This is a genomic window from Pseudomonas sp. Z003-0.4C(8344-21), from assembly GCF_900104975.1.
Lineage (GTDB): Bacteria > Pseudomonadota > Gammaproteobacteria > Pseudomonadales > Pseudomonadaceae > Aquipseudomonas > Aquipseudomonas granadensis.
In genome coordinates this window covers 4,404,471-4,428,954 of record NZ_LT629756.1, presented here as the reverse complement: position 1 = coordinate 4,428,954, position 24,484 = coordinate 4,404,471, and the positions used below count along the sequence as shown (strand labels likewise).

Annotated in this window: 19 protein-coding genes; 10 read left to right on the top strand and 9 right to left on the bottom strand. The window is 60.6% G+C overall.

Annotated elements, in window-relative coordinates; translation table 11 throughout:
* Positions 1-53 precede the first annotated feature (53 nt).
* Positions 54-749, top strand: a complete 696-nt coding sequence (locus BLU24_RS19905; RefSeq protein ID WP_093103111.1) for an HAD-IA family hydrolase — start codon at positions 54-56, stop codon at positions 747-749.
* Positions 750-820: 71 nt separating this feature from the next.
* Here BLU24_RS19905 and BLU24_RS19900 read toward each other — a convergent pair whose 3' ends face one another.
* On the bottom strand, positions 821-1,567 hold the full coding sequence (locus BLU24_RS19900; RefSeq protein ID WP_090282533.1) for a 3-oxoacyl-ACP reductase family protein: 747 nt from the start codon (positions 1,565-1,567) through the stop codon (positions 821-823).
* 125 nt (positions 1,568-1,692) lie between these two features.
* Here BLU24_RS19900 and BLU24_RS19895 point away from each other — a divergent pair, with 125 nt between their 5' ends.
* Complete coding sequence (locus BLU24_RS19895; RefSeq protein ID WP_090288461.1) at positions 1,693-2,616, top strand: LysR family transcriptional regulator; 924 nt, start codon at positions 1,693-1,695, stop codon at positions 2,614-2,616.
* A gap of 106 nt (positions 2,617-2,722) precedes the next feature.
* On the opposite strand, the gene BLU24_RS19890 is transcribed toward BLU24_RS19895, so the two are convergent.
* From BLU24_RS19890 to BLU24_RS19880, 3 genes are all read right to left on the bottom strand, one after another.
* Positions 2,723-3,451 carry an aspartate/glutamate racemase family protein gene (locus tag BLU24_RS19890; RefSeq protein ID WP_090282534.1) on the bottom strand — a complete coding sequence of 243 codons (729 nt, stop codon included), beginning with the start codon at positions 3,449-3,451 and terminating at the stop codon, positions 2,723-2,725.
* Positions 3,452-3,506: 55 nt separating this feature from the next.
* The gene (locus BLU24_RS19885) at positions 3,507-5,045 is read right to left on the bottom strand and encodes an NCS1 family nucleobase:cation symporter-1 (RefSeq protein WP_093103108.1); all 1,539 of its coding nucleotides are present in this window, start codon (positions 5,043-5,045) and stop codon (positions 3,507-3,509) included.
* A 574-nt stretch (positions 5,046-5,619) separates the two neighbouring features.
* Entirely contained in the window at positions 5,620-6,360 is a 741-nt protein-coding gene (locus BLU24_RS19880; protein WP_093103105.1) for a phosphoadenylyl-sulfate reductase, read from the bottom strand.
* A 164-nt stretch (positions 6,361-6,524) separates the two neighbouring features.
* Between BLU24_RS19880 and thrH the strand changes: the two genes are divergently transcribed.
* Positions 6,525-7,142 carry a bifunctional phosphoserine phosphatase/homoserine phosphotransferase ThrH gene (gene thrH / locus BLU24_RS19875; protein WP_093103103.1) on the top strand — a complete coding sequence of 206 codons (618 nt, stop codon included), beginning with the start codon at positions 6,525-6,527 and terminating at the stop codon, positions 7,140-7,142.
* A 163-nt stretch (positions 7,143-7,305) separates the two neighbouring features.
* Here the strand turns inward: thrH and pabB are convergent, their stop codons facing one another.
* From pabB to rloA, 4 genes are all read right to left on the bottom strand, one after another.
* Entirely contained in the window at positions 7,306-8,649 is a 1,344-nt protein-coding gene (pabB, locus tag BLU24_RS19870; RefSeq protein ID WP_093103100.1) for an aminodeoxychorismate synthase component I, read from the bottom strand.
* Between the two features lie 276 nt (positions 8,650-8,925).
* The gene (locus tag BLU24_RS19865; protein ID WP_093103097.1) at positions 8,926-9,912 is read right to left on the bottom strand and encodes an alpha-L-glutamate ligase-like protein; all 987 of its coding nucleotides are present in this window, start codon (positions 9,910-9,912) and stop codon (positions 8,926-8,928) included.
* Entirely contained in the window at positions 9,912-11,447 is a 1,536-nt protein-coding gene (rloB, locus tag BLU24_RS19860; protein WP_090282539.1) for an osmotic stress tolerance membrane protein RloB, read from the bottom strand. The genes BLU24_RS19865 and rloB overlap by 1 nt, the downstream gene beginning before the upstream one ends.
* Before the next feature lie 5 nt (positions 11,448-11,452).
* Positions 11,453-11,989, bottom strand: coding sequence for a retropepsin-like aspartic peptidase RloA (rloA, locus tag BLU24_RS19855; RefSeq protein WP_093103094.1), 537 nt, complete (start codon positions 11,987-11,989; stop codon positions 11,453-11,455).
* A 402-nt stretch (positions 11,990-12,391) separates the two neighbouring features.
* Here rloA and BLU24_RS19850 point away from each other — a divergent pair, with 402 nt between their 5' ends.
* From BLU24_RS19850 to prpD, 6 genes are all read left to right on the top strand, one after another.
* The gene (locus BLU24_RS19850) at positions 12,392-13,114 is read left to right on the top strand and encodes a GntR family transcriptional regulator (protein WP_172833342.1); all 723 of its coding nucleotides are present in this window, start codon (positions 12,392-12,394) and stop codon (positions 13,112-13,114) included.
* Positions 13,111-14,004 (top strand): methylisocitrate lyase, encoded by an 894-nt coding sequence (gene prpB / locus BLU24_RS19845; RefSeq protein ID WP_093103088.1) that lies wholly within the window; start codon positions 13,111-13,113, stop codon positions 14,002-14,004. Before BLU24_RS19850 ends, prpB begins: the two co-directional genes overlap by 4 nt.
* 66 nt (positions 14,005-14,070) lie before the next feature.
* Positions 14,071-15,198, top strand: coding sequence for a bifunctional 2-methylcitrate synthase/citrate synthase (gene prpC, locus BLU24_RS19840; protein ID WP_093103085.1), 1,128 nt, complete (start codon positions 14,071-14,073; stop codon positions 15,196-15,198).
* 194 nt (positions 15,199-15,392) lie between these two features.
* On the top strand, positions 15,393-17,987 hold the full coding sequence (gene acnD / locus BLU24_RS19835) for a Fe/S-dependent 2-methylisocitrate dehydratase AcnD (RefSeq protein WP_093103082.1): 2,595 nt from the start codon (positions 15,393-15,395) through the stop codon (positions 17,985-17,987).
* A 54-nt stretch (positions 17,988-18,041) separates the two neighbouring features.
* Positions 18,042-19,232: a 2-methylaconitate cis-trans isomerase PrpF gene (prpF, locus tag BLU24_RS19830; protein WP_093103079.1), complete on the top strand. Its 1,191-nt coding sequence runs from the start codon at positions 18,042-18,044 to the stop codon at positions 19,230-19,232.
* Positions 19,233-19,415: 183 nt separating this feature from the next.
* Positions 19,416-20,900 carry a 2-methylcitrate dehydratase gene (gene prpD / locus BLU24_RS19825; protein ID WP_093103076.1) on the top strand — a complete coding sequence of 495 codons (1,485 nt, stop codon included), beginning with the start codon at positions 19,416-19,418 and terminating at the stop codon, positions 20,898-20,900.
* 132 nt (positions 20,901-21,032) lie between these two features.
* Here the strand turns inward: prpD and ppsR are convergent, their stop codons facing one another.
* On the bottom strand, positions 21,033-21,851 hold the full coding sequence (ppsR, locus tag BLU24_RS19820; protein WP_016773826.1) for a posphoenolpyruvate synthetase regulatory kinase/phosphorylase PpsR: 819 nt from the start codon (positions 21,849-21,851) through the stop codon (positions 21,033-21,035).
* Between the two features lie 174 nt (positions 21,852-22,025).
* Here ppsR and ppsA point away from each other — a divergent pair, with 174 nt between their 5' ends.
* On the top strand, positions 22,026-24,401 hold the full coding sequence (gene ppsA, locus BLU24_RS19815) for a phosphoenolpyruvate synthase (RefSeq protein WP_093103072.1): 2,376 nt from the start codon (positions 22,026-22,028) through the stop codon (positions 24,399-24,401).
* Positions 24,402-24,484 lie beyond the last annotated feature (83 nt).

Below are 24,484 nucleotides of genomic sequence, written 5' to 3'. Positions count from 1 at the left end.
ATCCGAGCAGCGGCGTCTTCGCCGCCTGGGATGTCATTGATAACGGATCCGAGATGAATGCACCGCTGAAGGCGTTAGGCCCGATCAAGGCCGTGATTTTCGATATGGACGGTTTGCTGCTGGACACCGAGGGTATCTACACCGAAGTCACTTCGCTGATTGTCGGGCGCTACGGGCGCACCTTCGACTGGAGCATCAAACAGAACATCATCGGCCGTGGCGCCAATGACCTGGCGAACTACGTGGTGCAGGCGCTGGAGCTGCCGATCACCGCTGAAGAGTTCCTGCAGATCCGCGAGCCGTTGATGCGTGAGCGTTTCCCCAAGGCGCAAGCGATGCCGGGCGCAGAGGAATTGGTCCGCCATCTCAAGGCGCACAATATTCCGATCGCCGTGGGCACCAGTTCCTCGCGTCAGTCGTTCGGCCAGAAAACCACGCTGCACCGCGACTGGTTCGCATTGTTCGATTTCATTGTCACCGCCGACGATCCGGAAGTCGGCGCGGCGAAACCGGCGCCGGATATCTTCCTCACCGCCGCCCGACGTCTGGGCGTCGCGCCGCAGGATTGTCTGGTGTTCGAGGATTCGCCGTTCGGCGTGACCGCCGCGAAAGCCGCCGGGATGACCGCCATCGCGATCCCCGATGCCGCGATGCCCGATGAAAAATACGCACACGCCGATGGGATTCTTCGTACCTTGAAAGGCTTCACCCCGAGCGCTTTCGGTTTGCCGATGCTGGAATGGGCCTGAACACCTGAAACAAAAAACGCCGCCGCTCTATGAAAGGAGCGGCGGCGTTTTACTGTCACTTAACAGTGCGATCAGGCGCCGAAACCACCGTCGATGGTCAGGCTGGCGCCAGTGATGTAACCGGCTTCCGGCCCCGCCAGATAAGCGACGAAACCGGCGATTTCTGCGGCAGTGCCGTAACGCCCAACGGCCATCAACGGGATCAGGCTGTCGGCGAAGTCACCGTGCGCCGGGTTCATGTCGGTGTCGACCGGGCCGGGCTGTACATTGTTGATGGTAATGCCGCGCGGGCCGAGGTCGCGAGCCAGGCCTTTGGTCAGACCGACCAGCGCCGATTTGCTCATGGCATACACACCGCCACCGCCGAAGGGCATGCGGTCGGCGTTGGTGCTGCCGATGTTGATGATCCGCGCGCCTTCGCCCATGTGCTTCGCTGCTTCCTGCGAAGCAATGAACACGCTGCGCACGTTGATCGCCAGCGTCCGGTCGAAATCTTCCAGACTGAAGTCTTCCAGTGGCGCAATGGCCAGCACGCCGGCGTTGTTGACCAGAATGTCGAGGCGCCCAAAGGCTTCGACGGTAGCGCTGACGGCATGGCGGATGGCCTCGGCGTCGGCGCTGTCAGCCTTGATCGCCAGGGCTTTGCCGCCGTTGGCGGTGATGCTGTTCTGCAGTTCTTCGGCCTTGGCGGCGGAGCTGACGTAAGTGAAGGCAACAGCAGCGCCTTCAGCAGCCAGGCGGTTGACGATGGCTGCACCGATGCCGCGCGAACCGCCTTGGATCAGAGCGACTTTGCCGCTGAGGTGTTGAGTGGTCATGTTCGATCTCCAAATGTTCAAGGCGGGATGCCTTGGTGTTGGTGCCGAGTATCGGCGTCGCATCGACCACCGTGTAGACCCTGATTGCTATAGTCTGTGTAAACCAGAAGTTTATAGTGGTGATCATGGAAACGTTCAGCAGTATCGAATGCTTCGTGCGCAGTGCCGAGGTTGGCAGCTTCGCCGAAGCCGCGCGCCGCTTGAGTCTGACCCCGGCGGCAGTCGGCAAGAGCGTGGCGAAACTGGAGGCGCGGCTCGGCGTACGGCTGTTCCAGCGTAGTACACGCAGCCTGACGCTGACCGAGGCCGGGCAACTGTTTTTGAGCGAAGTCAGCGCCAGCCTGACAACGATCCAGAATGCTGTGGCGAATCTGGCCAGCGCCGGGGGGCAACCGGCCGGGACGTTGAAAGTCAGCATGGGCACGGTGTTCGGGCGCCTGTATATCGTGCCGTTGCTCGGTGAGTTTCTGCAGCGTTACCCGGCGATCAACCCGGACTGGCATTTCGATAATCGACAGGTCGATCTGATCGGCCAGGGCTTCGATGCGGCGATCGGCGGTGGTTTCGAACTGCCCCAGGGCGTGGTCGCACGCAAACTGACACCGGCCCATCGGGTGCTAGTCGCGTCACAGGACTATCTGTCGGCGCACCCGGCGATCACTCATCCGGACGACCTCAAACCGCACGACGGCATCCTGATTCGCTCGCCGCAAACCGGGCGCGTGCGTTCCTGGCAACTGACCCACCGCGACCGGCAACACAGTCCGCTGACGCTGCAGGCGCGGATGACCATGAGCGATTCCGAAGCGGCGTGTGCGACGGCGATGCAAGGGTTGGGGATTGCGCTGGTGAGCATGCCGTTTGCGGTCGGGTATCTGCAGGCGGGGACGTTACAGCGGGTGCTGCCGGACTGGTTTGTCGACGACGGCAATATTTCGATTTACTACGCCGAGCATAAATTGTTGCCGGGCAAGACTCGGGCGTTTGTCGATTTTGTGATTGAGCAGTTTGCGGAGCGGGGATTGGCGGGGCGGTTCAGTGCCATTTGAGCAGGGATTGAGACCGAGATGCGGCCATCGCGAGCAGGCTCACTCCTACATTTGGAATGCGTTCCCCTGTAGGAGTGAGCCTGCTCGCGATGAACGATAACGCGGTCTATCGGGCAAACCGCCCCGGCCAGCCTACAATGTTCTTCGGCCGCGGCGTCGCATAAGTGCGCACCTTGGACGTCGACAAACGCAAGCGCACCAACGCTTCGGCAATCGTCACCGCCGCTGTCACGCCATCCACCACCGGCACTCCAGTCCGCCGACGAATCTGCTCATCCAGGCCGGCCATGCCCCCGCAACCCAGGCAAATCACCTCGGCCTTATCCTGGGTCACCGCCAGTTCAGCCTGATGCACGATGGCTTCCAGCGCACGCTGCGGCTCGTGTTCCAGCTCCAGCACGGCCAGACCACTGGCCCGTACCGACGCGCAACGATCCCACAGACCGGACAGTTTCAGACGATCCTCGATCAGCGGCACGGTGCGGTCCAGTGTGGTCACCACCGAATACGCGTGGCCGAGAAACATTGCCGTGCTCGCCGCCGCATCGGTGATGTCCACCACTGGCACGTTGAGCAGTTCCTGCAAGCCTTCGCGGCCGTGTTCGCCGTAGCCGGCTTGAATCACCGCGTCGAACGGCTGGTCGTAGGACATCACCCGGTCCATTACGGCGATGGCGGCGAGGTAGCTTTCGAAGTTGCCTTCAATCGAATCGGCGCCGAAATGCGGGGTCAAGCCGACGATTTCGGTGCCGGGAGCAGCGACAGCCTGGGCCGAGCGGGCGATGGCTTCGGTGATGGATTCGGTGGTGTTGACGTTGACCACGAGAATACGCATGGGGACATCCTTATTGCGGGCAGTAGTGCGGCCCGAAAACCGGGCCGCGAAGGGATTAATGGCAGACGTTGTCGACGGCGATGGATTCGCCACTGACGTCGGCGTAGTGCGGCTGACGTTGGGCGATGATCAGATAAAGCATCCCGGCGATCCCGGCGCCGATCAGCCAGGAAAACGGTGAGACGCTGTGGAAACCTGGCACCAGCGCCAGGACGATGGCGATCAGCGCCGCAGGAATGAACGCCGCCACGGCGCGGAAATTGACGCCACGGCTGTAGTAATAAGCGCCATCGGCTGCTTCGCTGTAGAGCTGCGGCACGTTGATCCGGCCTTTGCGGATCAGCCAGTAGTCGACCATGATCACCCCGTACAACGGGCCCAGCAGGGCGCCGAGACCGGAGAGGAAATACACGATCACCAGCGGGCTGTTGTAGAGATTCCACGGCAGGATCAGCACCGCGATGGTCGCGCTGATCAACCCGGCGCGGCGGAAGGTCAGGTACTTCGGCGCCAGATTGCTCAGTACGAAGGCCGGCGCGACGAAGTTGGCCATGATGTTCACCGCTACGGTGACGATCAGAAACGCCAGGCAACCGAGCACCAGGAAAAATGTGTTGGGAATCGAGGCGATGATTTCGGTCGGGCTTTCGATGATCCGCCCGTTGATCTGAAATTGCGCGCCGCAGAGCAGGACCGTAATCGCGGCGAACAGCAGAATATTCACCGGCAAACCCCAGAAATTTCCCACCTTGATGGTCTTGCGGCACGGCGAAGATCGGGCGAAATCGCAGAAATTCAGAATCAACGTGCCGTAGATCGCCAGCCACAACGCGCCGCCGGCAAAGATATTGCGCCACATTTCGGCACCGGTCAGCGGTTCGCGGATCGACCAGGCGATGGTTGCGTTGGCCTGGAGGTACATCCAGGCGGCGAGGGCAGCGACGGTCAGCAGAATCACCGGACCGGCAAACGCTTCGTATCGACGCACCATCTCCATGCCGTAAGCAAGAATCGCCAGTTGCACCAGCCAGATCGCCACGAAACACACCCAGCCCAGACTCGACAGGCCAAGGATCGAGTCGTGATCGTACTCGGCGAAACCGGGATGCACGGCGGTCAGCAAAACGCGGAATACCACCGAGGCGAGGTACGTCTGAATACCGAACCAGGCAATGGCGATAACTGCCCTGATCAATGCAGGAATTTGCGCCCCGTGAATGCCGAAACTGATCCGGCTGATCACCGGAAACGGCACCCCGGTTTTCTGCCCCATGTAACCGGACAGGTTCATGAAGAAATACACCAGCGCCGCGCCGATCCCCAACGACAGCAGAATCTGCCAGCCGCCCAGACCCAACGCGTACAGGCCGATGGCGAACGAGTAGTTGGCGATGTTGTGCACGTCATTCGTCCACAGCGCGAAAATGCTGTATTTGCCCCAGCGCCGGCCTTCGACCTTGGTCGGCGCCAGGTCGCTGTTGTGCAGACGCGGGCTCAGTTGCAGCGGCTCGCTCAGTCCGTCGTCGGGCAACGGTTGATCAAGCGTGGAGGAGGGCAGATTCAGCGCGATGTTATTGGAGAGACTTGTACGCATTCCGGCAGGCTCCTGATGTTCAGGCCGCGATGACTGTGCATGAGCCGGCGGGCTCGACATATCTTCGTCGCGACGGTGACAACATCACTGGTTACGGGGCATCTGCAGCCTGTACGGGATAGGGCGCTTCAGGCTTGCGGATCGAAAGTGGATTCATGCTTTGCAGTTTTGTATACAAAACATGTATGCACTAAAGCGAGATCTGTGCCAGCTGCGGGTCTATGGGAAGCGTTGCTGATTTCGAAAAGTTATCGACGGACGATAAGTGGCTGAAAACCGGGCGGTAAAAACTGACCGATTGCACAGGTAATTATTTTCTGCCGAAGTTTTTGCGCTGGGAGGTGGCGGTGAGGATTTGAGCGGGGATGTAACTTTTCAGGGCGTGAAAACGAAAAGTGCACACATAAAAGGCACCGATGGTGACATTTGTGTGTACACATTTTTCGAGTCGCTGGGGATTTAATGTAGAAGTGAGCCTGCTCGCGATAGCGGTGTGTCAGTTCTAAATATTTGGCAGACACACCGCTATCGCGAGCAGGCTCACTCCTACAAGGGAGATCAGTGTGGCTGAGGACTACGCCTTGCTCTTGCTGATGATATTCCCCGCATGCAACCCGCATTCTTTCTGCGTCGCTTCTTCCCACCACCAGCGACCTTCGCGCTCGTGCTGGTTGGGCAGGACCGGGCGGGTGCAGGGTTCGCAGCCGATGCTGATGAAGCCGCGTTCGTGCAGGCTGTTGTAGGGCAGCTCGAGCATGCGAATGTAGCCCCAGATTTCCTCGCTGGTCATCTGCGCCAGGGGATTGAACTTGTACAAGGTGCGCTCCGGCGTGGAGAACGCGGTGTCGATTTCCAGCACCGCCACAGCACTGCGCGTGCCCGGGCTCTGGTCGCGGCGCTGGCCGGTGGCCCAGGCCTTGACGCCAGCGAGCTTGCGCCGCAGCGGCTCGATCTTGCGGATGCCGCAGCATTCGCCGTGGCCGTCGCGGTAGAAGCTGAACAAGCCTTTTTCCTTCACGAACGGTTCAAGTTTCGCGTGGTCCGGCGAGACGATTTCGATGTCGATCTTGTAGTGCTCGCGCACCTGCTCGATGAAACGGTAGGTTTCCGGGTGCAGGCGACCGGTATCGAGGCTGAACACCTTGACGTTCTTGTTGAGCTTCCAGGCCATGTCCACCAGCACCACATCCTCGGCGCCGCTGAAAGATATCCACAGCTCATCACCGAACTCGGCAAAGGCGAGTTTGAGGATGTCTTGTGCGGATTTGTTGGCATAGGTCGTGGCGAGTTCCACGACGTCGAACGTTGGGCTCATCAGGGCGGCTTCCTACAGGTCGGTGGCGCTGGGCGCTCTATATGGCACCGATGGTAACAAAAAGCAGCAAGGCTCGGGGGCGTGCCGTGCGTTGCGCGTCGGCAGTCGAGTCGCTAGAGTTCGGCCTCGCTCGACTCAATAATCACTACAAACGGGAGTGTCTTGTGGAAATTGCTTGCCTGGATCTTGAAGGGGTACTGGTACCGGAAATCTGGATCGCGTTTGCTGAGAAAACCGGCATCGACTCGCTCAAGGCCACCACCCGGGACATTCCCGACTACGACGTGCTGATGAAGCAGCGTTTGCGCATCCTCGATGAGCACGGCCTGAAACTGTCGGACATCCAGGAAGTGATCGCCACGCTCAAGCCGCTGGGCGGCGCGGTGGAATTCGTCGACTGGCTGCGCGAGCGTTTTCAGGTGGTGATTCTGTCGGACACGTTCTACGAGTTCTCTCAGCCGTTGATGCGCCAGCTGGGCTTTCCGACGCTGCTTTGCCATCGCTTGATTACTGACGAGAGTGGCCGGGTGACCAGCTATCAGTTGCGTCAGAAAGATCCCAAGCGCCAGTCGGTGCTGGCGTTCAAGAGCTTGTACTACCGGGTGATCGCAGCGGGGGATTCGTACAACGACACGAGCATGCTGGGCGAGGCGGATGCCGGGATTCTGTTTCATGCGCCGGAGAATGTGATCCGCGAATTTCCGCAATTTCCGGCGGTGCATACATTTGCCGAGCTGAAGCAGGAATTTCTCAAGGCCTCCAACCGCGACCTTAGCCTGTAAACCCAACCACCTGACGATCGTTCCCACGCTCTGCGTGGGAATGCCTCAATGGACGCTCCGCGTCCGGTTGGGACGCGGAGCGTCCCGGGCTGCATTCCCACGCAGAGCGTGGGAACGATCAAAATGTATTCCAAATGTGGGAGCGAGCCTGCTCGCGATGCTTTTAAAGGTTCTGCAGGGTATCGAGGAGGATCCGGACCTTGGTAATCGACTCCTGATACTCTGCCTGCCAGTCCGAATCGGCGACGATCCCGCCGCCGCCCCAGCAGCACACCTGTCCATCCTTGACCAACAGACTGCGAATGGCGATGGAGCTGTCCATCTCGCCGCGCACGTCCAGATACAGCAACGACCCGCAATACAGGCCGCGCCGCGTCGGCTCCAGTTCGTCGATGATCTGCATCGCACGAATCTTCGGGGCGCCAGTGATCGAGCCGCCGGGGAAGCTGCCGGCGATCAGGTCCAGTGCGTCGCGATCCTCTGCCAGTTCACCGGTCACGCTGCTGACCAGATGATGCACATTCGGATAGCTTTCCAGGCTGAACAACTCCGGCACTCGCACCGAGCCGATGCGGCAGGTGCGACCGAGATCGTTACGCAGCAGGTCGACGATCATCAGGTTTTCCGCACGATCCTTGGGGCTGGCCAGCAGTTCGGCAGCGTTTGCGGCGTCTTCGGCAGGCGTCAGGCCGCGGGGGCGAGTGCCTTTGATCGGGCGGGTTTCGACCTGACGCTGGCTGACTTTGACGAAACGTTCCGGTGACAGGCTCAACACCGCGCCGCCATCGGCCAAGCTCTGGAAACCGGAGAACGGTGTCGGGCAGGCTTCGCGCAATTTGCAGTAAGCCAGCCATGGATCACCCTGGCACGACGCGCGAAAGCGCTGGGCGAAGTTGACCTGGTAGCAGTCGCCGGCCTGGATGTACTGCTGAATGCGCTCGAACGCCTGACGGTAATCGTCGGCCGAGAGGTCGGCGGTCATCGGCTGGTTGAGTTTGAACGGGATCAACGCGCTCACCACCGGCTGGGTGAACAATCTGATCAGGCGCTGCTGTTCACTGTCGGCAAGGGACGGGTGAAAGACCAATTGGCTGGTTTGAGCCTGGTGATCGCTGATCAACGCCCAGTCGTACAATCCGAAGCGCGCATCCGGCAACTGCAGATCATCCTGGGCCTGATTTGGCAGGTGTTCCAGATGCCGACCGAAGTCGTAGCTCAGGTAACCGATCAGACCGCCGGCGAATGGCAACTCGCAACCCGCTGGCAAATCAGCCTCGCCCAAGCGGTCGAGGTTATCGCGCAGGCGCTGCAGAAAATGCGCACCGCTTTCATCCGGCAACACCGCCAATTGTTCCAGCGGCCAGGCGCTGAGCAAATCGAAGCGGCCACGCTCGGCACTCGGCCGGCCGCTGTCGAGCAGCACGGCACCGGGCGCGTTGCGGATGGCCGCGAAGTAGTCGGCGGGATTGGCACGGTAGGGTAGCGGGTGTACGGAGCAGGTCAACATGGGCGGGGCAGATCGGCCGTGGAGGCGGGGTGGGGATTGTAGTCCTCTGCGCTGCCAGATCAAAGTCAAAAGCCTCCCCCTCACCCCAGCCCTCTCCCCCAAGGGGGCGAGGAGGAAAGGGAGCCGATCTCCATGGCTTTCAAGGCCTGAGTTCGACTGGATATTTCAGGTCGGTGAAACGCTTGCAAACAACTCGGTCAATCCCCTCTCCCTCCGGGAGAGGGCTAGGCGGGCGGCGTTCCGATGAGGGGCTTTTGCTCTTGGCTTTTAGGCTTGTCAGCCCTCGACCGCCGGAATATGCCCAAACATTTCCTGGGTAAACGCCACCCGCTCTTCAACCGACTCCATCACACCACGCGCCTTCAGCTCTTCCAGCCGCGCTTCCACTGCATGGGTGCGCAAGGTCAGTCCGCAGTCATTGGCAATCTGGATGTTCAGCCCCGGCCGTGCATTCAGCTCAAGAATCAGCGGGCCTTTTTCCTGGTCCAGCACCATGTCGACACCGATGTAACCCAGCCCGCACAGCTCATAGCAGCCGGCAGCGAGTTTCATGAAACCGTCCCAGTAGGGCAGTTGCACACCATCCACCGCGTTGGTGGTGTCGGGGTGTTTGGTGATGATGTTGTTCAGCCAGGTGCCGCGCAGGGTCAGGCCGGTCGCCAAATCGACACCGACGCCGATCGCGCCTTGGTGCAGGTTGGCCTTGCCGCCGGACTGGCGGGTTGGCAGGCGCAGCATGGCCATCACCGGGTAGCCCATCAGCACGATGATGCGGATGTCCGGCACGCCTTCGTAACTGATGCTTTTGAAGATCTGGTCCGGCGTGACGCGGTATTCGATCAGCGCGCGGTCACGGTGGCCGCCCAGCGAGTACAGGCCGGTGAGGATGCTCGAAATGTGGTGCTCGAGCTCTTCGTGGGCAAGTATCTTGCCCGACACCGTACGATACCGGCCCTCGAAACGGTCGGCGATGACGATGATGCCGTCGCCACCCGCGCCCTGGGCCGGTTTGATCACGAAGTCGCTGCGCCCGCCGATGATCTCGTCGAGCTTGTCGATTTCCTTCTCGGTGGAGATCACCCCGTACAGCTCCGGCACATGGATGCCGGCGGCGATGGCGCGCTCCTTGGTGAGGATCTTGTCGTCGACGATCGGGTAGAGGCTGCGCTTGTTGTACTTGAGCACGTAGTCGGCGTTACGCCGATTGATGCCCATGATGCCGCGTGCCTCGAGGGCCTTCCAGGTTTTCCAGAAACCGAACATCAGGCGTCAGCCTTCTTCAGGAAAGCCTTGAAACGCACCAGCTCGGTCAGGCGGTAGCCGCGATAGCGACCCATCGCCAGCATGAAGCCGACCAGAATCAGCAGGATCGCCGGGAAGGTAAACACGAAGTACACCAGCTCCGGCACGGTCATGATCAGGTGCGCCAGGGAGGCGGCGAACAGCGTGCCGATCGCCACTTTCAGCGCATGGTTGGCACCGCGTTCTTCCCAGGTGATCGACAGACGTTCAATGGTCATGGTCAAAATCACCATTGGGAACAGCGCCACCGACAGGCCCCGTTCCAGACCCAGTTTATGGCTGAACAGACTGATCGCCGCGATCAACACCACGACAAACGTCAGCACCACCGACAGGCGCGGCAGCATTTGCAGCTTCAGGTGTTCCAGATACGAGCGCAGCGACAGCCCCAGCGCGGTAATCACCGTGAACAGCAGAATGCCGAAGCCCAGTTGCGTTTCGCGGAAGGCGAGGGCGATCAGTACCGGCGTGAACGTGCCGAGGGTCTGCAGGCCGATCAGGTTGCGCAGGATCAGGATTACCAGCACGCCGATCGGGATCATCACCATGATCATGAACGTCTGCTGGGTCTGCAGCGGCAAGCCGTACAGCGAGTATTCGAGGAAGTTGGCGTCGGTGTTTTCGTCGGTCAGCTTGGCCAGGCGAATCGCGTTCATCTCGCTGTTGTTCAGGCTGAAGGTCACGTTGGCTTTCTTGCCGCCGTCGACGGTGATCAGGTTTTCGTCGCCGGTCCACCACAGCAGGCGGTCGGTCGGCAGGCCTTGCTCGCCGGTTTCCGGGTTGAAGTACAGCCAGTCATTGCCGTTGAAACTGCGCAGCCACAATTCAGGCATTTGCGGCTGGTCGGCGACGAGGCGGATGGTGTGGACTTTTTCCACCGGCACGTGGGCGATGGACAGCAGCAGTTCGACGATTTTGGCTTTGTGCGCGGTCGACGGGTCGCCGGCCAGCAGCAGCTTCACATTGTCGTCATTGAGATTGTTGACGCGTTTGATCGCCTCGCCAATAAAGGTTTCAACGTCCGCCGAGTGCTGGCGGATCGGCGCGAGCAGGGCTTCGGCAGCGATCTTTTCCGGGCCTTCGATGACCATGCTGTCGCGGAACGTCGGGCCTTTGACCTTGGATTTTTCCGCGGTGTAACGCTTGGTCAGGACCAGGCGGTAATACAGCGTTTGATTGCCTTTGGCGCGGCGGGCCGACCAGGTCACCTTGCGGTTGCCGTCGACGCGGTTCACCGCCACCCCGTAATTATTGGAGATGAAGCTCTCGTTGAGGCTGACGTAATCGCGGCTCAGCGGCGGCACGAACATCTGGATCTTTACCGGGTCCTTGGTGCTGGCGACGAACTCGACCTTGGCGTCGATGTTCCACAAGTCGTCGGTGGCGTCTTCGGTCACCGGAATGCCGAGCACGAAAATCTGATAGGCCGTAACCGAAACGCCCAGCAGCACCAGAACGGCGATCAGGATTTTCAGGTGGAAGGTTAGAGAACGCATGGAAATTACTCGGCGGTATGAGCGGCGATGGTGCAGGCGGGTTTGCCGGCAGCGTATTTAAGACTGGGGTCGACCAGCGCGTCGAAGCGTTTCAGCGCCTCGGAGCCGATCAAAAGCGGATATTGGAACGCACTTCGGTCGGTCAGGTTCACTTCGATGCTGCGCATCGCCGTACCCATGCAGATATCCAGCTCGATCACCGGACGGGCGGTGTATTTCTTGCCTTCTTCCGGGTCGTAGTCGCCGGCGCGGCGCTTGATCTTGCTGACCCGCGCCAGCGGCCGTTCGATCGGGTGCGAGTGCGCGGCATCGATCGCCAGGTAGAAACGTACCCAGGACTCACCGTTGCGTTTGAAGCGTTTGATGTCGCGGGCACTCAGCGAGGCGGTTTTCGCGCCGGTGTCGAGTTTGGCCGCGACTTCGAGATTGATGCCGTCAAGCGAAGCGTATTCGTTGAGGCCGTACACGGTTTTTTCCCCCGCGGCGGCGAGGCCGGGCAGGCAGAAAAGGGCAAAAAAGGCGGGATAAGGCTTGAGTCTCATAAATCCTGGTGCGCAGCGTTCCGTGGTCGGTTCAGGCCTTTGGCAGTAGTTGCCCAAGACCTTTCGTGTGCCTGGCAGCTTTTTATGACAAGCCGTACAAATGGCCAGCAAATGCGGGCGGCATTCTAGCACGGTGGTTTTATGGCGCCAGCGCCACAGCCGGTCTATAACCCCTGACGGGTTCCCCTTGTGGGAGCGAGCCTGCTCGCGAATGCGGTGGGTCATTCGAAACATCTTTGATTGACACACCGCATTCGCGAGCAGGCTCGCTCCGACGGGTATCAAAGCGTTCTATTAATCTGGTTATTAGACGATTGTCGACAATCTGTATTTATCCTTTGACGTATGGCGTTCGATTGGCTAGTTTTTGCCGCATTGGATTTAAAGGTGTCGACAATCATGCTGGATCAACTCGATCCCCCGGTCATCAGCGGCGACGATTCGGAAACGCTCTCGGAGAATGTCTTCCGGCGTATTCAGGCGGCTATCGTCAAGGGCGAGATCGCCCCGGGCAGCAAGATCTCCGAACCGGAGCTGGCGCGCACCTACGGCATCAGTCGCGGGCCGTTGCGTGAGGCCATCCATCGTCTGGAAGGCCAGCGCCTGCTGGTGCGCGTGCCGCATGTCGGCGCGCGGGTGGTGTCGCTCAGCCACGCCGAACTGCTTGAACTCTACGAAATCCGCGAATCCCTTGAAGGCATGGCCTGCCGGCTGGCCGCCGAGCGCATGAGCGTCGAAGAAATCGACGAGCTGCGCCGGGTGCTGGAAACCCACGAGCGCGACGCGGCGTTTCAGGCCGGTGTCGGCTACTACCAGCAGGAAGGTGATTTCGACTTCCACTACCGGATCATCCAGGGCAGCGGCAACCGCACACTGACGCAAATGCTCTGCGGCGAGCTGTACCAACTGGTGCGCATGTACCGCATCCAGTTTTCCACCACGCCGAACCGCCCGCGCCAGGCCTTTGCCGAACACCACCGGATTCTCGATGCCATCGCCGACCGTGACGGCGAGCTCGCCGAATTGTTGATGCGCCGTCACATCGGCGCCTCGAAACGCAACATTGCCCGTCATTACCAGGACGGCGCCCATAACCAGACAGCCACTGAACGAGGTGAGTCATGAGTTCCAACCCGAACACTCCCGGCCAGCGTTTCCGCGATGCGGTCGCCAGCGAGCACCCTTTGCAAGTGGTCGGCACGATCAACGCCAACCACGCGCTGCTGGCCAAGCGCGCCGGTTTCAAGGCGATCTACCTGTCCGGTGGCGGGGTGGCCGCAGGTTCGCTCGGCGTGCCGGATCTGGGCATCACCGGTCTGGATGACGTGCTGACCGATGTGCGGCGCATCACCGACGTCTGCGATCTACCGTTGCTGGTGGATGTGGACACCGGTTTCGGTTCCTCGGCGTTCAACGTCGCGCGCACGGTCAAGTCGATGAGCAAGTTCGGCGCGGCGGCGATCCACATCGAGGATCAGGTCGGCGCCAAGCGCTGCGGTCATCGTCCCAATAAAGAAATCGTCAGCCAGCAAGAAATGGTCGACCGCATCAAAGCCGCGGTCGATGCGCGCACCGACGACAGCTTCGTGATCATGGCGCGCACCGATGCGCTGGCGGTGGAAGGGCTGGAATCGGCACTTGATCGCGCCGCCGCGTGCATCGAGGCCGGTGCCGACATGATTTTCCCCGAAGCCATCACCGAACTGGACATGTACAAGCTGTTCGCCAGCCGCGTGAAAGCGCCGATTCTGGCCAACATCACCGAATTCGGCGCGACGCCGCTGTACACCACTGAGCAACTGGCCGGCGCCGACGTATCGCTGGTGCTCTATCCGCTGTCGGCGTTCCGCGCGATGAACAAGGCTGCGGAAAACGTCTACACCGCGATCCGCCGCGACGGCACGCAACAGAATGTCATCGACACCATGCAGACTCGCATGGAGCTTTACGATCGCATCGATTACCACGCCTTCGAACAGAAGCTCGATGCGCTGTTTGCACAAAAGAAAGGCTGATCAAAACCCTGTGGGGGTCTGCTCCCACCTGTTTCCCCTACAAATTCAAGAAAACTGGAGACAACAATGGCCGAAGCAAAAGTACTCAGTGGCGCCGGGCTCCGTGGCCAGGTGGCCGGGCAGACCGCGCTGTCCACCGTGGGCCAGGCTGGTGCCGGGCTGACCTATCGCGGCTACGACGTGCGTGAACTGGCCGCCGACGCGCAATTCGAGGAAGTCGCCTATCTGCTGCTGTACGGCGAACTGCCGACCCAGGCGCAACTCGCTGATTACCAGCAAAAGCTCAGCAAACTGCGCGACCTGCCGCAAGCCTTGAAGGAAGTGCTCGAACGCATCCCGGCCGACGCCCACCCGATGGACGTGATGCGCACCGGTTGCTCGTTCCTCGGCAACATCGAACCGGAGAAGGACTTCTCCGAGCAGCGCGACAAGACTGACCGTCTGCTCGCCGCGTTCCCGGCGATCATGTGCTACTGGTATCGCTTCAGCCACGACGGCAAACGCATCGATTGCGTCAGCGACGAGCCGACCATTGGCGGCCACTTCCTGCACCTGCTGCACGGCAAGAAGCCAAGCGAGTTGCACGTCAAAGTGATGAACGTCTCGCTGATCCTCTACGCCGAGCACGAATTCAACGCCTCGACCTTCACCGCCCGCGTGTGCGCCTCGACCCTGTCCGATCTGTATTCCTGCGTCACCGCGGCGATCGGTTCGCTGCGCGGCCCATTGCATGGCGGCGCCAACGAAGCAGCGATGGAAATGATCGAGCGCTTCTCGTCGCCGGAAGAGGCGATCAAAGGCACCCTAGGCATGCTCGAGCGCAAGGACAAGATCATGGGCTTCGGCCACGCGATCTATAAGGACAGCGATCCGCGTAACGAGGTGATCAAGGGCTGGTCGAAAAAACTTGCTGACGAAGTCGGCGACAAGGTGTTGTTCCCGGTCTCGGAAGCCATCGACAAGACCATGTGGGAGCAGAAGAAACTGTTTCCGAACGCCGATTTCTACCATGCCTCGGCGTACCACTTCATGGGCATTCCGACCAAGCTGTTCACACCGATCTTCGTCTGCTCGCGCCTGACCGGCTGGGCCGCGCACGTGTTCGAACAACGCGCCAACAACCGCATCATCCGCCCAAGCGCCGAGTACACCGGCGTCGAACAGCGCAAGTTCGTGCCAATCGAACGTCGCTGAATGGTGAGCTGACCCGAGAACACCGCAACCCCCTGTAGGAGTGAGCCTGCTCGCGATAGCGGTTTTTCAGTTGATATCAATGTTGACTGACACACCGCTATCGCGAGCAGGCTCACTCCTACAAGGGACGGTGTGAACCCTGAGTCTGGTGTTTGCCCACCCTTTGAAACCACCGTGACCCGAGTCCTGACCCGATGAACACACAATTTCGTAAAACCCTGCCCGGCAGTCCTCTGGATTATTTCGATGCCCGCGCGGCTGTCGAAGCGATCCAGCCCGGCAGCTACGACACGCTGCCGTACACCTCGCGCGTGCTCGCGGAAAACCTCGTGCGGCGCTGCGATCCGCGCACGCTGACCGATTCGCTCAAGCAACTGATCGAACGCAAGCGCGACCTCGACTTCCCATGGTTTCCGGCGCGGGTGGTCTGCCATGACATTCTCGGCCAGACCGCACTGGTCGATCTCGCCGGTCTGCGCGACGCCATTGCTTTGCAGGGTGGTGACCCGGCGCAGGTCAACCCGGTGGTGCCGACGCAACTGATCGTCGACCACTCGCTGGCCGTCGAGGCGGGCGGTTTCGATGCTCAGGCGTTCGAAAAGAACCGCGCCATCGAAGACCGTCGCAACGAGGACCGTTTCCACTTCATCAACTGGACCAAAAAGGCCTTCAAGAACGTTGATGTGATCCCGCCGGGCAACGGCATCATGCACCAGATCAACCTGGAGAAAATGTCCCCAGTGATTCAGGTGCGTGACGGCGTGGCGTTTCCCGACACCTGCGTTGGCACCGACAGCCACACCCCGCACGTCGATGCCCTGGGCGTGATCGCCATCGGCGTCGGCGGCCTCGAAGCCGAGAGCGTGATGCTCGGCCGCGCCTCGTGGATGCGTCTGCCGGAAAGCGTCGGCGTCGAGCTGACTGGCAAGCTACAGCCGGGCATCACCGCCACCGACATGGTCCTGGCGCTGACCGAATACCTGCGCAAACAGAAAGTCGTCGGTGCCTGGCTGGAGTTCTTCGGCGAAGGCGCCGCGGCGCTGACCCTCGGCGACCGCGCGACCATCTCCAACATGGCCCCGGAATATGGCGCCACTGCAGCGATGTTCTACATCGACCAGCAGACCATCGATTACCTGAAACTCACTGGCCGCGAAGACCAGCAGGTTCAGTTGGTCGAGCAATACGCCAAGCTGACCGGCCTGTGGGCCGACAGCCTGAAAGGTGCGCAATACGAGCGCGGTTTGACCTTTGACCTGTCGTCGGTGGTGCGCAACATGGCCGGGCCGAGCAACCCGCACGCGCGCGTTGCGGTGTCGGACCTGGCCGCCAAGGGCATTTCCGGGCAGTGGGATGAGGTGCCGGGGCAAATGCCCGACGGCGCGGTGATCATCGCCGCCATCACCAGTTGCACCAACACCAGCAACCCGCGCAACGTCATCGCTGCGGGCCTGCTCGCACGCAACGCCAACCAGCTCGGCCTGACCCGCAAGCCGTGGGTGAAATCCTCGTTGGCGCCGGGCTCTAAAACCGTGGCGCTGTACCTCGACGAAGCAGGGCTGACCACTGAACTGGAGCAGCTCGGTTTCGGCGTGGTCGCCTTTGCCTGCACCACCTGCAACGGCATGTCTGGCGCGCTCGATCCGGTGATTCAGCAAGAGATCATCGACCGCGATCTGTATGCGACCGCCGTGCTTTCCGGCAACCGTAACTTCGACGGGCGCATTCACCCGTACGCCAAGCAGGCATTCCTCGCTTCGCCGCCGCTGGTGGTCGCTTACGCCATCGCCGGGACCATCCGTTTCGATATCGAAAAGGATGTGCTGGGCGTGGTCGACGGCCGAGAAATCCGCCTGCAAGACATCTGGCCGAGCGATGAAGAAATCGATGCGGTGGTGAAATCTTCGGTCAAGCCGGAGCAGTTCCGTCAGGTCTACATCCCGATGTTCGCCGTCCACGAAGACACCGGCCCGAAAGTCGCGCCGCTGTACGAATGGCGCGAGATGAGCACCTACATTCGCCGTCCGCCGTACTGGGAAGGCGCACTGGCCGGCGCGCGTCCGCTTAAAGGCATGCGCCCGCTGGCGGTGCTACCGGACAACATCACCACCGATCACCTGTCGCCGTCCAACGCGATCATGCTCGACAGCGCCGCCGGCGAATACCTGGCGAAAATGGGCCTGCCGGAAGAGGACTTCAACTCTTACGCCACTCACCGTGGCGACCACTTGACCGCGCAGCGCGCAACGTTTGCCAACCCTAAACTGTTCAACGAAATGGTCGTGGAAAACGGCCAGGTCAAACAGGGTTCGCTGGCCCGCGTCGAGCCGGAAGGCAACGTGATGCGCATGTGGGAAGCCATCGAAACCTACATGCAGCGCAAGCAGCCGCTGATCATCATCGCCGGTGCCGATTACGGTCAGGGCTCGTCCCGTGACTGGGCGGCAAAAGGCGTGCGGCTGGCCGGTGTCGAGGCGATTGCCGCCGAAGGCTTCGAGCGCATCCACCGCACCAACCTGGTGGGCATGGGTGTGCTGCCACTGGAGTTCAAACCGGGCACCAATCGTCACACGCTGGCGATTGATGGCAGCGAAACCTACGACGTGATCGGCGAGCGCAAACCGCGCGCGGATCTGACGCTGGTGATCAATCGCAAAAACGGCGAGCGGGTGGAAGTGCCGGTGACCTGCCGTTTGGATACCGCTGAAGAAGTGTCGATCTACGAGGCCGGCGGCGTGTTGCAGCGTTTCGCGCAGGACTTCCTTGAAGAGTCGGCGGTTGCCGTTTAAATCAACTTATATGGGCATGGGATTTCCAATCCCGTGCCTTCGGTAAGGAGCAATATGGCTCACGCACCACAGATCAAGATCCCCGCGACCTACATGCGCGGCGGCACCAGCAAAGGCGTGTTCTTCAGCCTCAAGGATCTGCCCGAAGCCGCGCAGGTTCCAGGCCCGGCCCGCGATGCTCTATTGCTGCGGGTAATCGGCAGCCCCGACCCGTACGACAAGCAGATCGACGGCATGGGTGGCGCCACGTCCAGCACCAGCAAAACCGTGATCCTGTCGAAAAGCACCCGCGCCGATCACGATGTCGACTACCTGTTCGGTCAGGTTTCCATCGACAAGCCGTTTGTGGACTGGAGCGGCAACTGCGGCAACCTCTCGGCGGCGGTCGGTTCGTTCGCCATCAGCAACGGCCTGGTCGACGCCAGCCGCGTCCCGCAAAACGGTGTCGCGGTGGTGCGCGTGTGGCAGGCCAACATCGGCAAAACGATCATTGCCCATGTGCCGATCACCGATGGCGAAGTGCAGGAAACCGGTGACTTCGAACTCGACGGCGTGACCTTTCCCGCTGCTGAAGTGCAGGTGGAGTTCATAGACCCGGCGGCGGAAGAAGAGGGCGGCGGCGGTTCGATGTTCCCTACCGGCCATCTGGTCGACGAGCTGGAAGTGCCGGGCGTTGGTACGTTCAAGGCGACGCTGATCAATGCCGGCATTCCGACGATTTTCGTCAACGCCGAAGACATCGGCTACACCGGCACCGAACTGCAAGGCGCAATCAACAGTGATCCGAAAGCGCTGCTGATGTTCGAGACGATTCGCGCGTATGGCGCGCTGCGCATGGGCCTGATCGCCAACATCGAGGAAGCGGCTAAGCGTCAGCACACACCGAAGGTGGCGTTTGTCGCCAGGCCAGCGGATTACGTCGCGTCCAGCGGCAAGGCCGTTACCGCTGACGACGTTGATCTGCTGGTGCGCGCGCTGTCGATGGGCAAGCTGCACCACGCAATGATGGGCACGGCCGCTGTGGCGATCGGCACGGCGGCGGCAATTCCCGGCACGCTGGTCAACCTTGCCGCTGGCGGTACCGAGCGCAACGCCGTGCGCTTTGGCCATCCGTCCGGCACGTTGCGCGTCGGCGCCGAGGCCAGTCTGGAAAACGGCGAGTGGGTGGTGAAGAAAGCCATCATGAGCCGCAGTGCGCGGGTTCTGATGGAAGGCTGCGTGCGCGTGCCCGGAGATTCTTTCTGACCCGGCACAATACCCTGTAGGAGTGAGCCTGCTCGCGATAGCGTCATACCAGCGAGTATTTATGTCGACTGATACACCGCTATCGCGAGCAGGCTCACTCCTACAGTTTTGCATTCCAACAATAAAAATCGTTAGCCCTGAACCGAGGTCCCATCAACGAACCACTTCAAGAGTGAATCGAACATGAGCGCCAACGTCGACCTGAACAACCGCCCCGAATACGACGATGTCCTGCAGGCCATCGCCGATTACGTCCTGACCTTCAAAACCCCCTCCGCCGAAGCCCTCGACACCGCCCGCAACTGCCTGATGGACACGTTGGGCTGCGGCCTGCTGGCGCTGCGGTTTCCCGAATGCACCAAACTCCTTGGCCCGATCGTCGAGGGCACGGTTGTGCCTTTCGGTGCGCGAGTGCCCGGCACCAGCTACCGCCTCGATCCGGTGAAAGCCGCGTGGGACATCGGCTGCATCGTTCGCTGGCTGGATTACAACGACACCTGGCTCGCCGCCGAGTGGGGCCATCCGTCGGACAACCTCGGCGCCATTCTGGCGGTCGCCGATCACTTGTCGCAGAAACGCATCGCCAACGGAGACGTACCGCTGACCATTCGCGACGTGCTCGAAGCGATGATCATGGCTCATGAAATTCAAGGCGTGATCGCTCTGGAAAACTCTTTCAATCGCGTCGGCCTCGACCACGTGATGCTGGTCAAGGTCGCCTCGACCGCCGTCAGCGCCCGACTCATGGGTGCCCATCGCGAGCAATTGCTGTCAGCGCTGTCGCATGCTTTTGCCGATGGTCAGGCATTGCGCACCTACCGTCACGCGCCCAACGCCGGTTCGCGCAAATCCTGGGCGGCGGGCGATGCGGCGAGTCGTGGTGTGCGTCTGGCGGATATCGCCATGCGCGGCGAGATGGGTATTCCCGGTGTCTTGAGCGCAAAACAGTGGGGCTTTTACGACGTGTCGTTCAGCCACACCAACAATGATCTGGCGCTGAAACCCGATGACAAGCGCGCCTTCAGTTTTTCCCGACCGTTCGGCAGTTATGTGATGGAAAACGTGCTGTTCAAGATCAGTTTTCCTGCCGAGTTCCACGCACAAACTGCCTGCGAAGCGGCGGTGGCCCTGCACCCGCAGGTGCGCAATCGTCTGCACGAAATCGACCGGATCGTCATCACCACCCATGAGTCGGCGATTCGTATCATCTCCAAGGTCGGACCGCTGGCCAATGCCGCCGACCGTGATCATTGCCTGCAGTACATGACCGCGGTGCCGCTGGCGTTCGGCAATCTGGTCGCCGAGCAGTACGAAGACGATTTTCATCAAGCGCATCCGATCATCGACGTGCTGCGCGAGAAAATGGTCATTGTTGAAGAGCCGCGTTTCAGTCGCGAATACCTCGAGCCCGACAAGCGCTCGATTGCCAATGCCGTGCAGGTGTTTTTCAAGGACGGCAGCAGCACCGACAACGTGCTGGTGGAATACCCGATCGGCCATCGGCGCCGCCGGGCTGAAGGCATTCCGTTGCTGGAGGACAAGTTCAGGGCCAACCTGGCGACGCGCTATGTCGGGCAGCGTTGCGCGGAAATTGTTGCCTTGTGCAAGGATCAGGCGCGGCTGGAAAGCACGCCGGTGAATCGATTCATCGACCTGTTTGTGATCTGAACGACCGCGTTATCGTTCATCGCGGGCAAGCCCGCTCCCACAGGGTTTTGTGATGAACACAAAAATTGTGAACGCCTTCAGAACCTGTGGGAGCGGGCTTGCCCGCGAAGGCGTCAGATCAGGCACCGCAAACTACTTGAACCGCCGCTCAACCCCTTTCTCCACCAGAATTTTCGCGGAAATTTCTTCCACGGAAAAATGCGTGGAATTGATGTGCGGGATGTTTTCGCGGCGGAACAGGTTTTCGACCTCGCGCACTTCGAATTCGCACTGGGCGTAGCTCGAATAGCGGCTGTTGGGCTTGCGCTCGTTGCGGATGGCGGTGAGGCGGTCCGGGTCGATGGTCAGGCCGAACAGCTTGTGCTGATGGGCCCGCAGGGCGGTCGGCAGGGTCAGGCGCTCCATGTCGTCTTCGGTCAACGGATAGTTGGCCGCGCGGATGCCGAACTGCATTGCCATGTACAAACACGTCGGCGTTTTGCCGCATCGCGACACGCCGACTAGTATCAGATCGGCTTTGTCGTAATAGTGGGTGCGAGCGCCGTCGTCGTTGTCGAGGGCGAAGTTCACCGCCTCGATGCGCTCCATGTAGTTGGAGTTGTGCCCGATCGAATGCGATTTGCCGACGGTGTACGACGAATGCTCGGTCAGCTCCTGTTCGAGCGGGGCGAGGAAGGTCGAGAAAATGTCGATCATGAAACCATTGGACGTTGCGAGAATCTCACGAATGTCCTGATTGACGATGGTGTCGAAGATGATCGGCCGAAAGCCGTCGGTTTCAGCGGCTTTGTTGATTTGTTGTACCATGGCCCGCGCTTTTTCAACGCTGTCGATGTACGGCCGCGTGAACTTGCTGAAGGTAATGTTTTCGAACTGCGCCAGAAGACTTTGACCCAGGGTTTCGGCAGTGATGCCGGTGCCATCGGAGATGAAGAAAGCGGATCGTTTCATTTGCACCTAGGGCCTTAAGTTAATTGACGCTCTTGGATATGATAGGCGCGATTTGTCGGCCGCGATTGGCCCGCATTCTCACTTATTTTCCAGGTCCAGGCCATACAGCCGGCCAAGGCTCCCCCGGGCCGCCGGCTTCTGAGCTTTTCCAACACAGTTAGTGGAGAGATCACCTTGGTAGAGTACGTAGTTTCCCTCGATAAGCTCGGCAAACACGATGTTGAGCATGTGGGGGGCAAGAACGCATCCCTGGGCGAGATGATCAGTAACCTGGCAGGCGCCGGTGTTTCGGTCCCCGGCGGCTTCGCCACGACGGCTCAGGCCTATCGTGACTTCCTCGAACTGAGCGGCCTCAACGAGCAGATCCACAAGGCCCTCGACGCGCTCGACGTCGACGACGTCAATGCCCTGGCCAAGACCGGCGCGCAGATCCGTCAATGGATCATGGACGCCGAATTCCCTGAAAAACTCAACGCCGAGATCCGCACCGCGTTCGCCGCATTGTCGGCCGGTAATCCTGATGTCGCTGTGGCCGTGCGTTCCTCCGCCACCGCCGAAGACCTGCCGGACGCGTCCTTCGCCGGTCAGCAGGAAACCTTCCTGAACATCCGTGGTGTGGAAAACGTCATCCGCGCCGCCAAAGAGGTGTTCGCTTCGCTGTTCAACGACCGGGCGATTTCCTACCGCGTGCATCAGGGCTTCGACCACAAACTGGTCGCCCTGTCGGCGGGCGTGCAGCGCATGGTGCGTTCGGAAACCGGCACCGCTGGCGTGATGTTCACTCTCGATACCGAATCCGGCTTCCGTGACGTGGTGTTCATCACCGGCGCCTACGGCCTGGGCGAAACCGTCGTACAAGGCGCGGTCAACCCGGATGAGTTCTACGTACATAAAGGCACGCTGGAGGCCGGTCGTCCGGCGATCCTGCGTCGCAACCTGGGCAGCAAAGCCATCAAGATGATCTATGGCGACGAGGCCAAGGCCGGTCGTTCGGTCAAGACCGTCGATGTCGACAAGGCTGAACGCGCACGTTTCTGCCTGACCGACGCTGAAGTCAGCGAACTGGCCAAGCAGGCGATGATCATCGAGAAGCACTACGGCTGCCCGATGGACATCGAGTGGGCCAAGGACGGTGACGACGGCAAGCTGTACATCGTGCAGGCGCGTCCGGAAACCGTGAAAAGCCGCACCCAGGCCAACGTCATGGAACGTTACCTGCTGAAAGAAACCGGCACCGTGCTGGTAGAAGGTCGCGCCATCGGCCAGCGCATCGGCGCCGGCAAGGTGCGGATCATCAAAGACGTTTCCGAGATGGACAAGGTCCAGCCGGGCGACGTGCTGGTCTCCGACATGACCGACCCGGACTGGGAACCGGTGATGAAGCGCGCCAGCGCCATCGTTACCAACCGTGGCGGGCGTACCTGCCACGCGGCGATCATTGCTCGCGAGCTGGGCATTCCGGCCGTGGTCGGTTGCGGCAACGCCACCCAACTGCTGAAGGATGGCCAGGGCGTGACCGTGTCCTGCGCCGAAGGCGACACCGGTTACATCTTCGAAGGCGAACTGGGCTTCGACATCAAGAAGAACTCCGTCGACGCCATGCCGGAGCTGCCGTTCAAGATCATGATGAACGTCGGCAACCCGGACCGCGCCTTCGACTTCGCGCAACTGCCGAACGCGGGTGTGGGCCTGGCCCGTCTGGAATTCATCATCAACCGCATGATCGGCGTGCACCCGAAAGCGCTGCTGAACTACGACGGTCTGCCGCAGGAAATCAAGGAGAGCGTCGACAAGCGCATCGCCGGTTACGACGATCCAGTCGGTTTCTATGTTGAAAAACTGGTTGAAGGCATCAGTACTCTGGCTGCGGCGTTCGCACCGAAGAAAGTCATCGTGCGCCTGTCGGACTTCAAGTCCAACGAATACGCCAACCTGATCGGCGGCAAGCTCTACGAGCCGGAAGAAGAAAACCCGATGCTGGGCTTCCGCGGTGCTTCGCGTTACATCAGCGAATCGTTCCGTGACTGCTTCGAACTCGAATGCCGCGCGCTGAAACGTGTGCGCAACGAGATGGGCCTGACCAACGTCGAAATCATGGTGCCGTTCGTCCGTACGCTTGGCGAAGCCAGCCAGGTAGTGGACCTGCTCGCCGAAAACGGCCTGGCCCGTGGCGACAACGGTTTGCGCGTGATCATGATGTGCGAATTGCCATCCAACGCGATTCTGGCCGATGAATTCCTTGAGTTCTTCGACGGCTTCTCGATCGGTTCCAACGACCTGACTCAGTTGACCCTGGGCCTGGACCGCGACTCCGGTATCATCGCGCACCTGTTCGACGAGCGAAATCCGGCGGTCAAGAAGTTGCTGGCCAATGCCATCCAGGCTTGCAACAAGGCCGGCAAGTACATCGGTATCTGCGGTCAGGGCCCTTCGGACCACCCGGACCTGGCCAAATGGCTGATGGAGCAGGGCATCGAAAGCGTGTCGCTGAACCCGGACACCGTGCTGGAAACCTGGTTCTTCCTCGCTGAAGGTCAGGCCCAGGCTTGATGGATATGTAACGGCCCGCTCTCCTGTAGGAGTGAGCCTGCTCGCGATAGCGTCATGACAGTCAAGATTGATTCGAATGACAC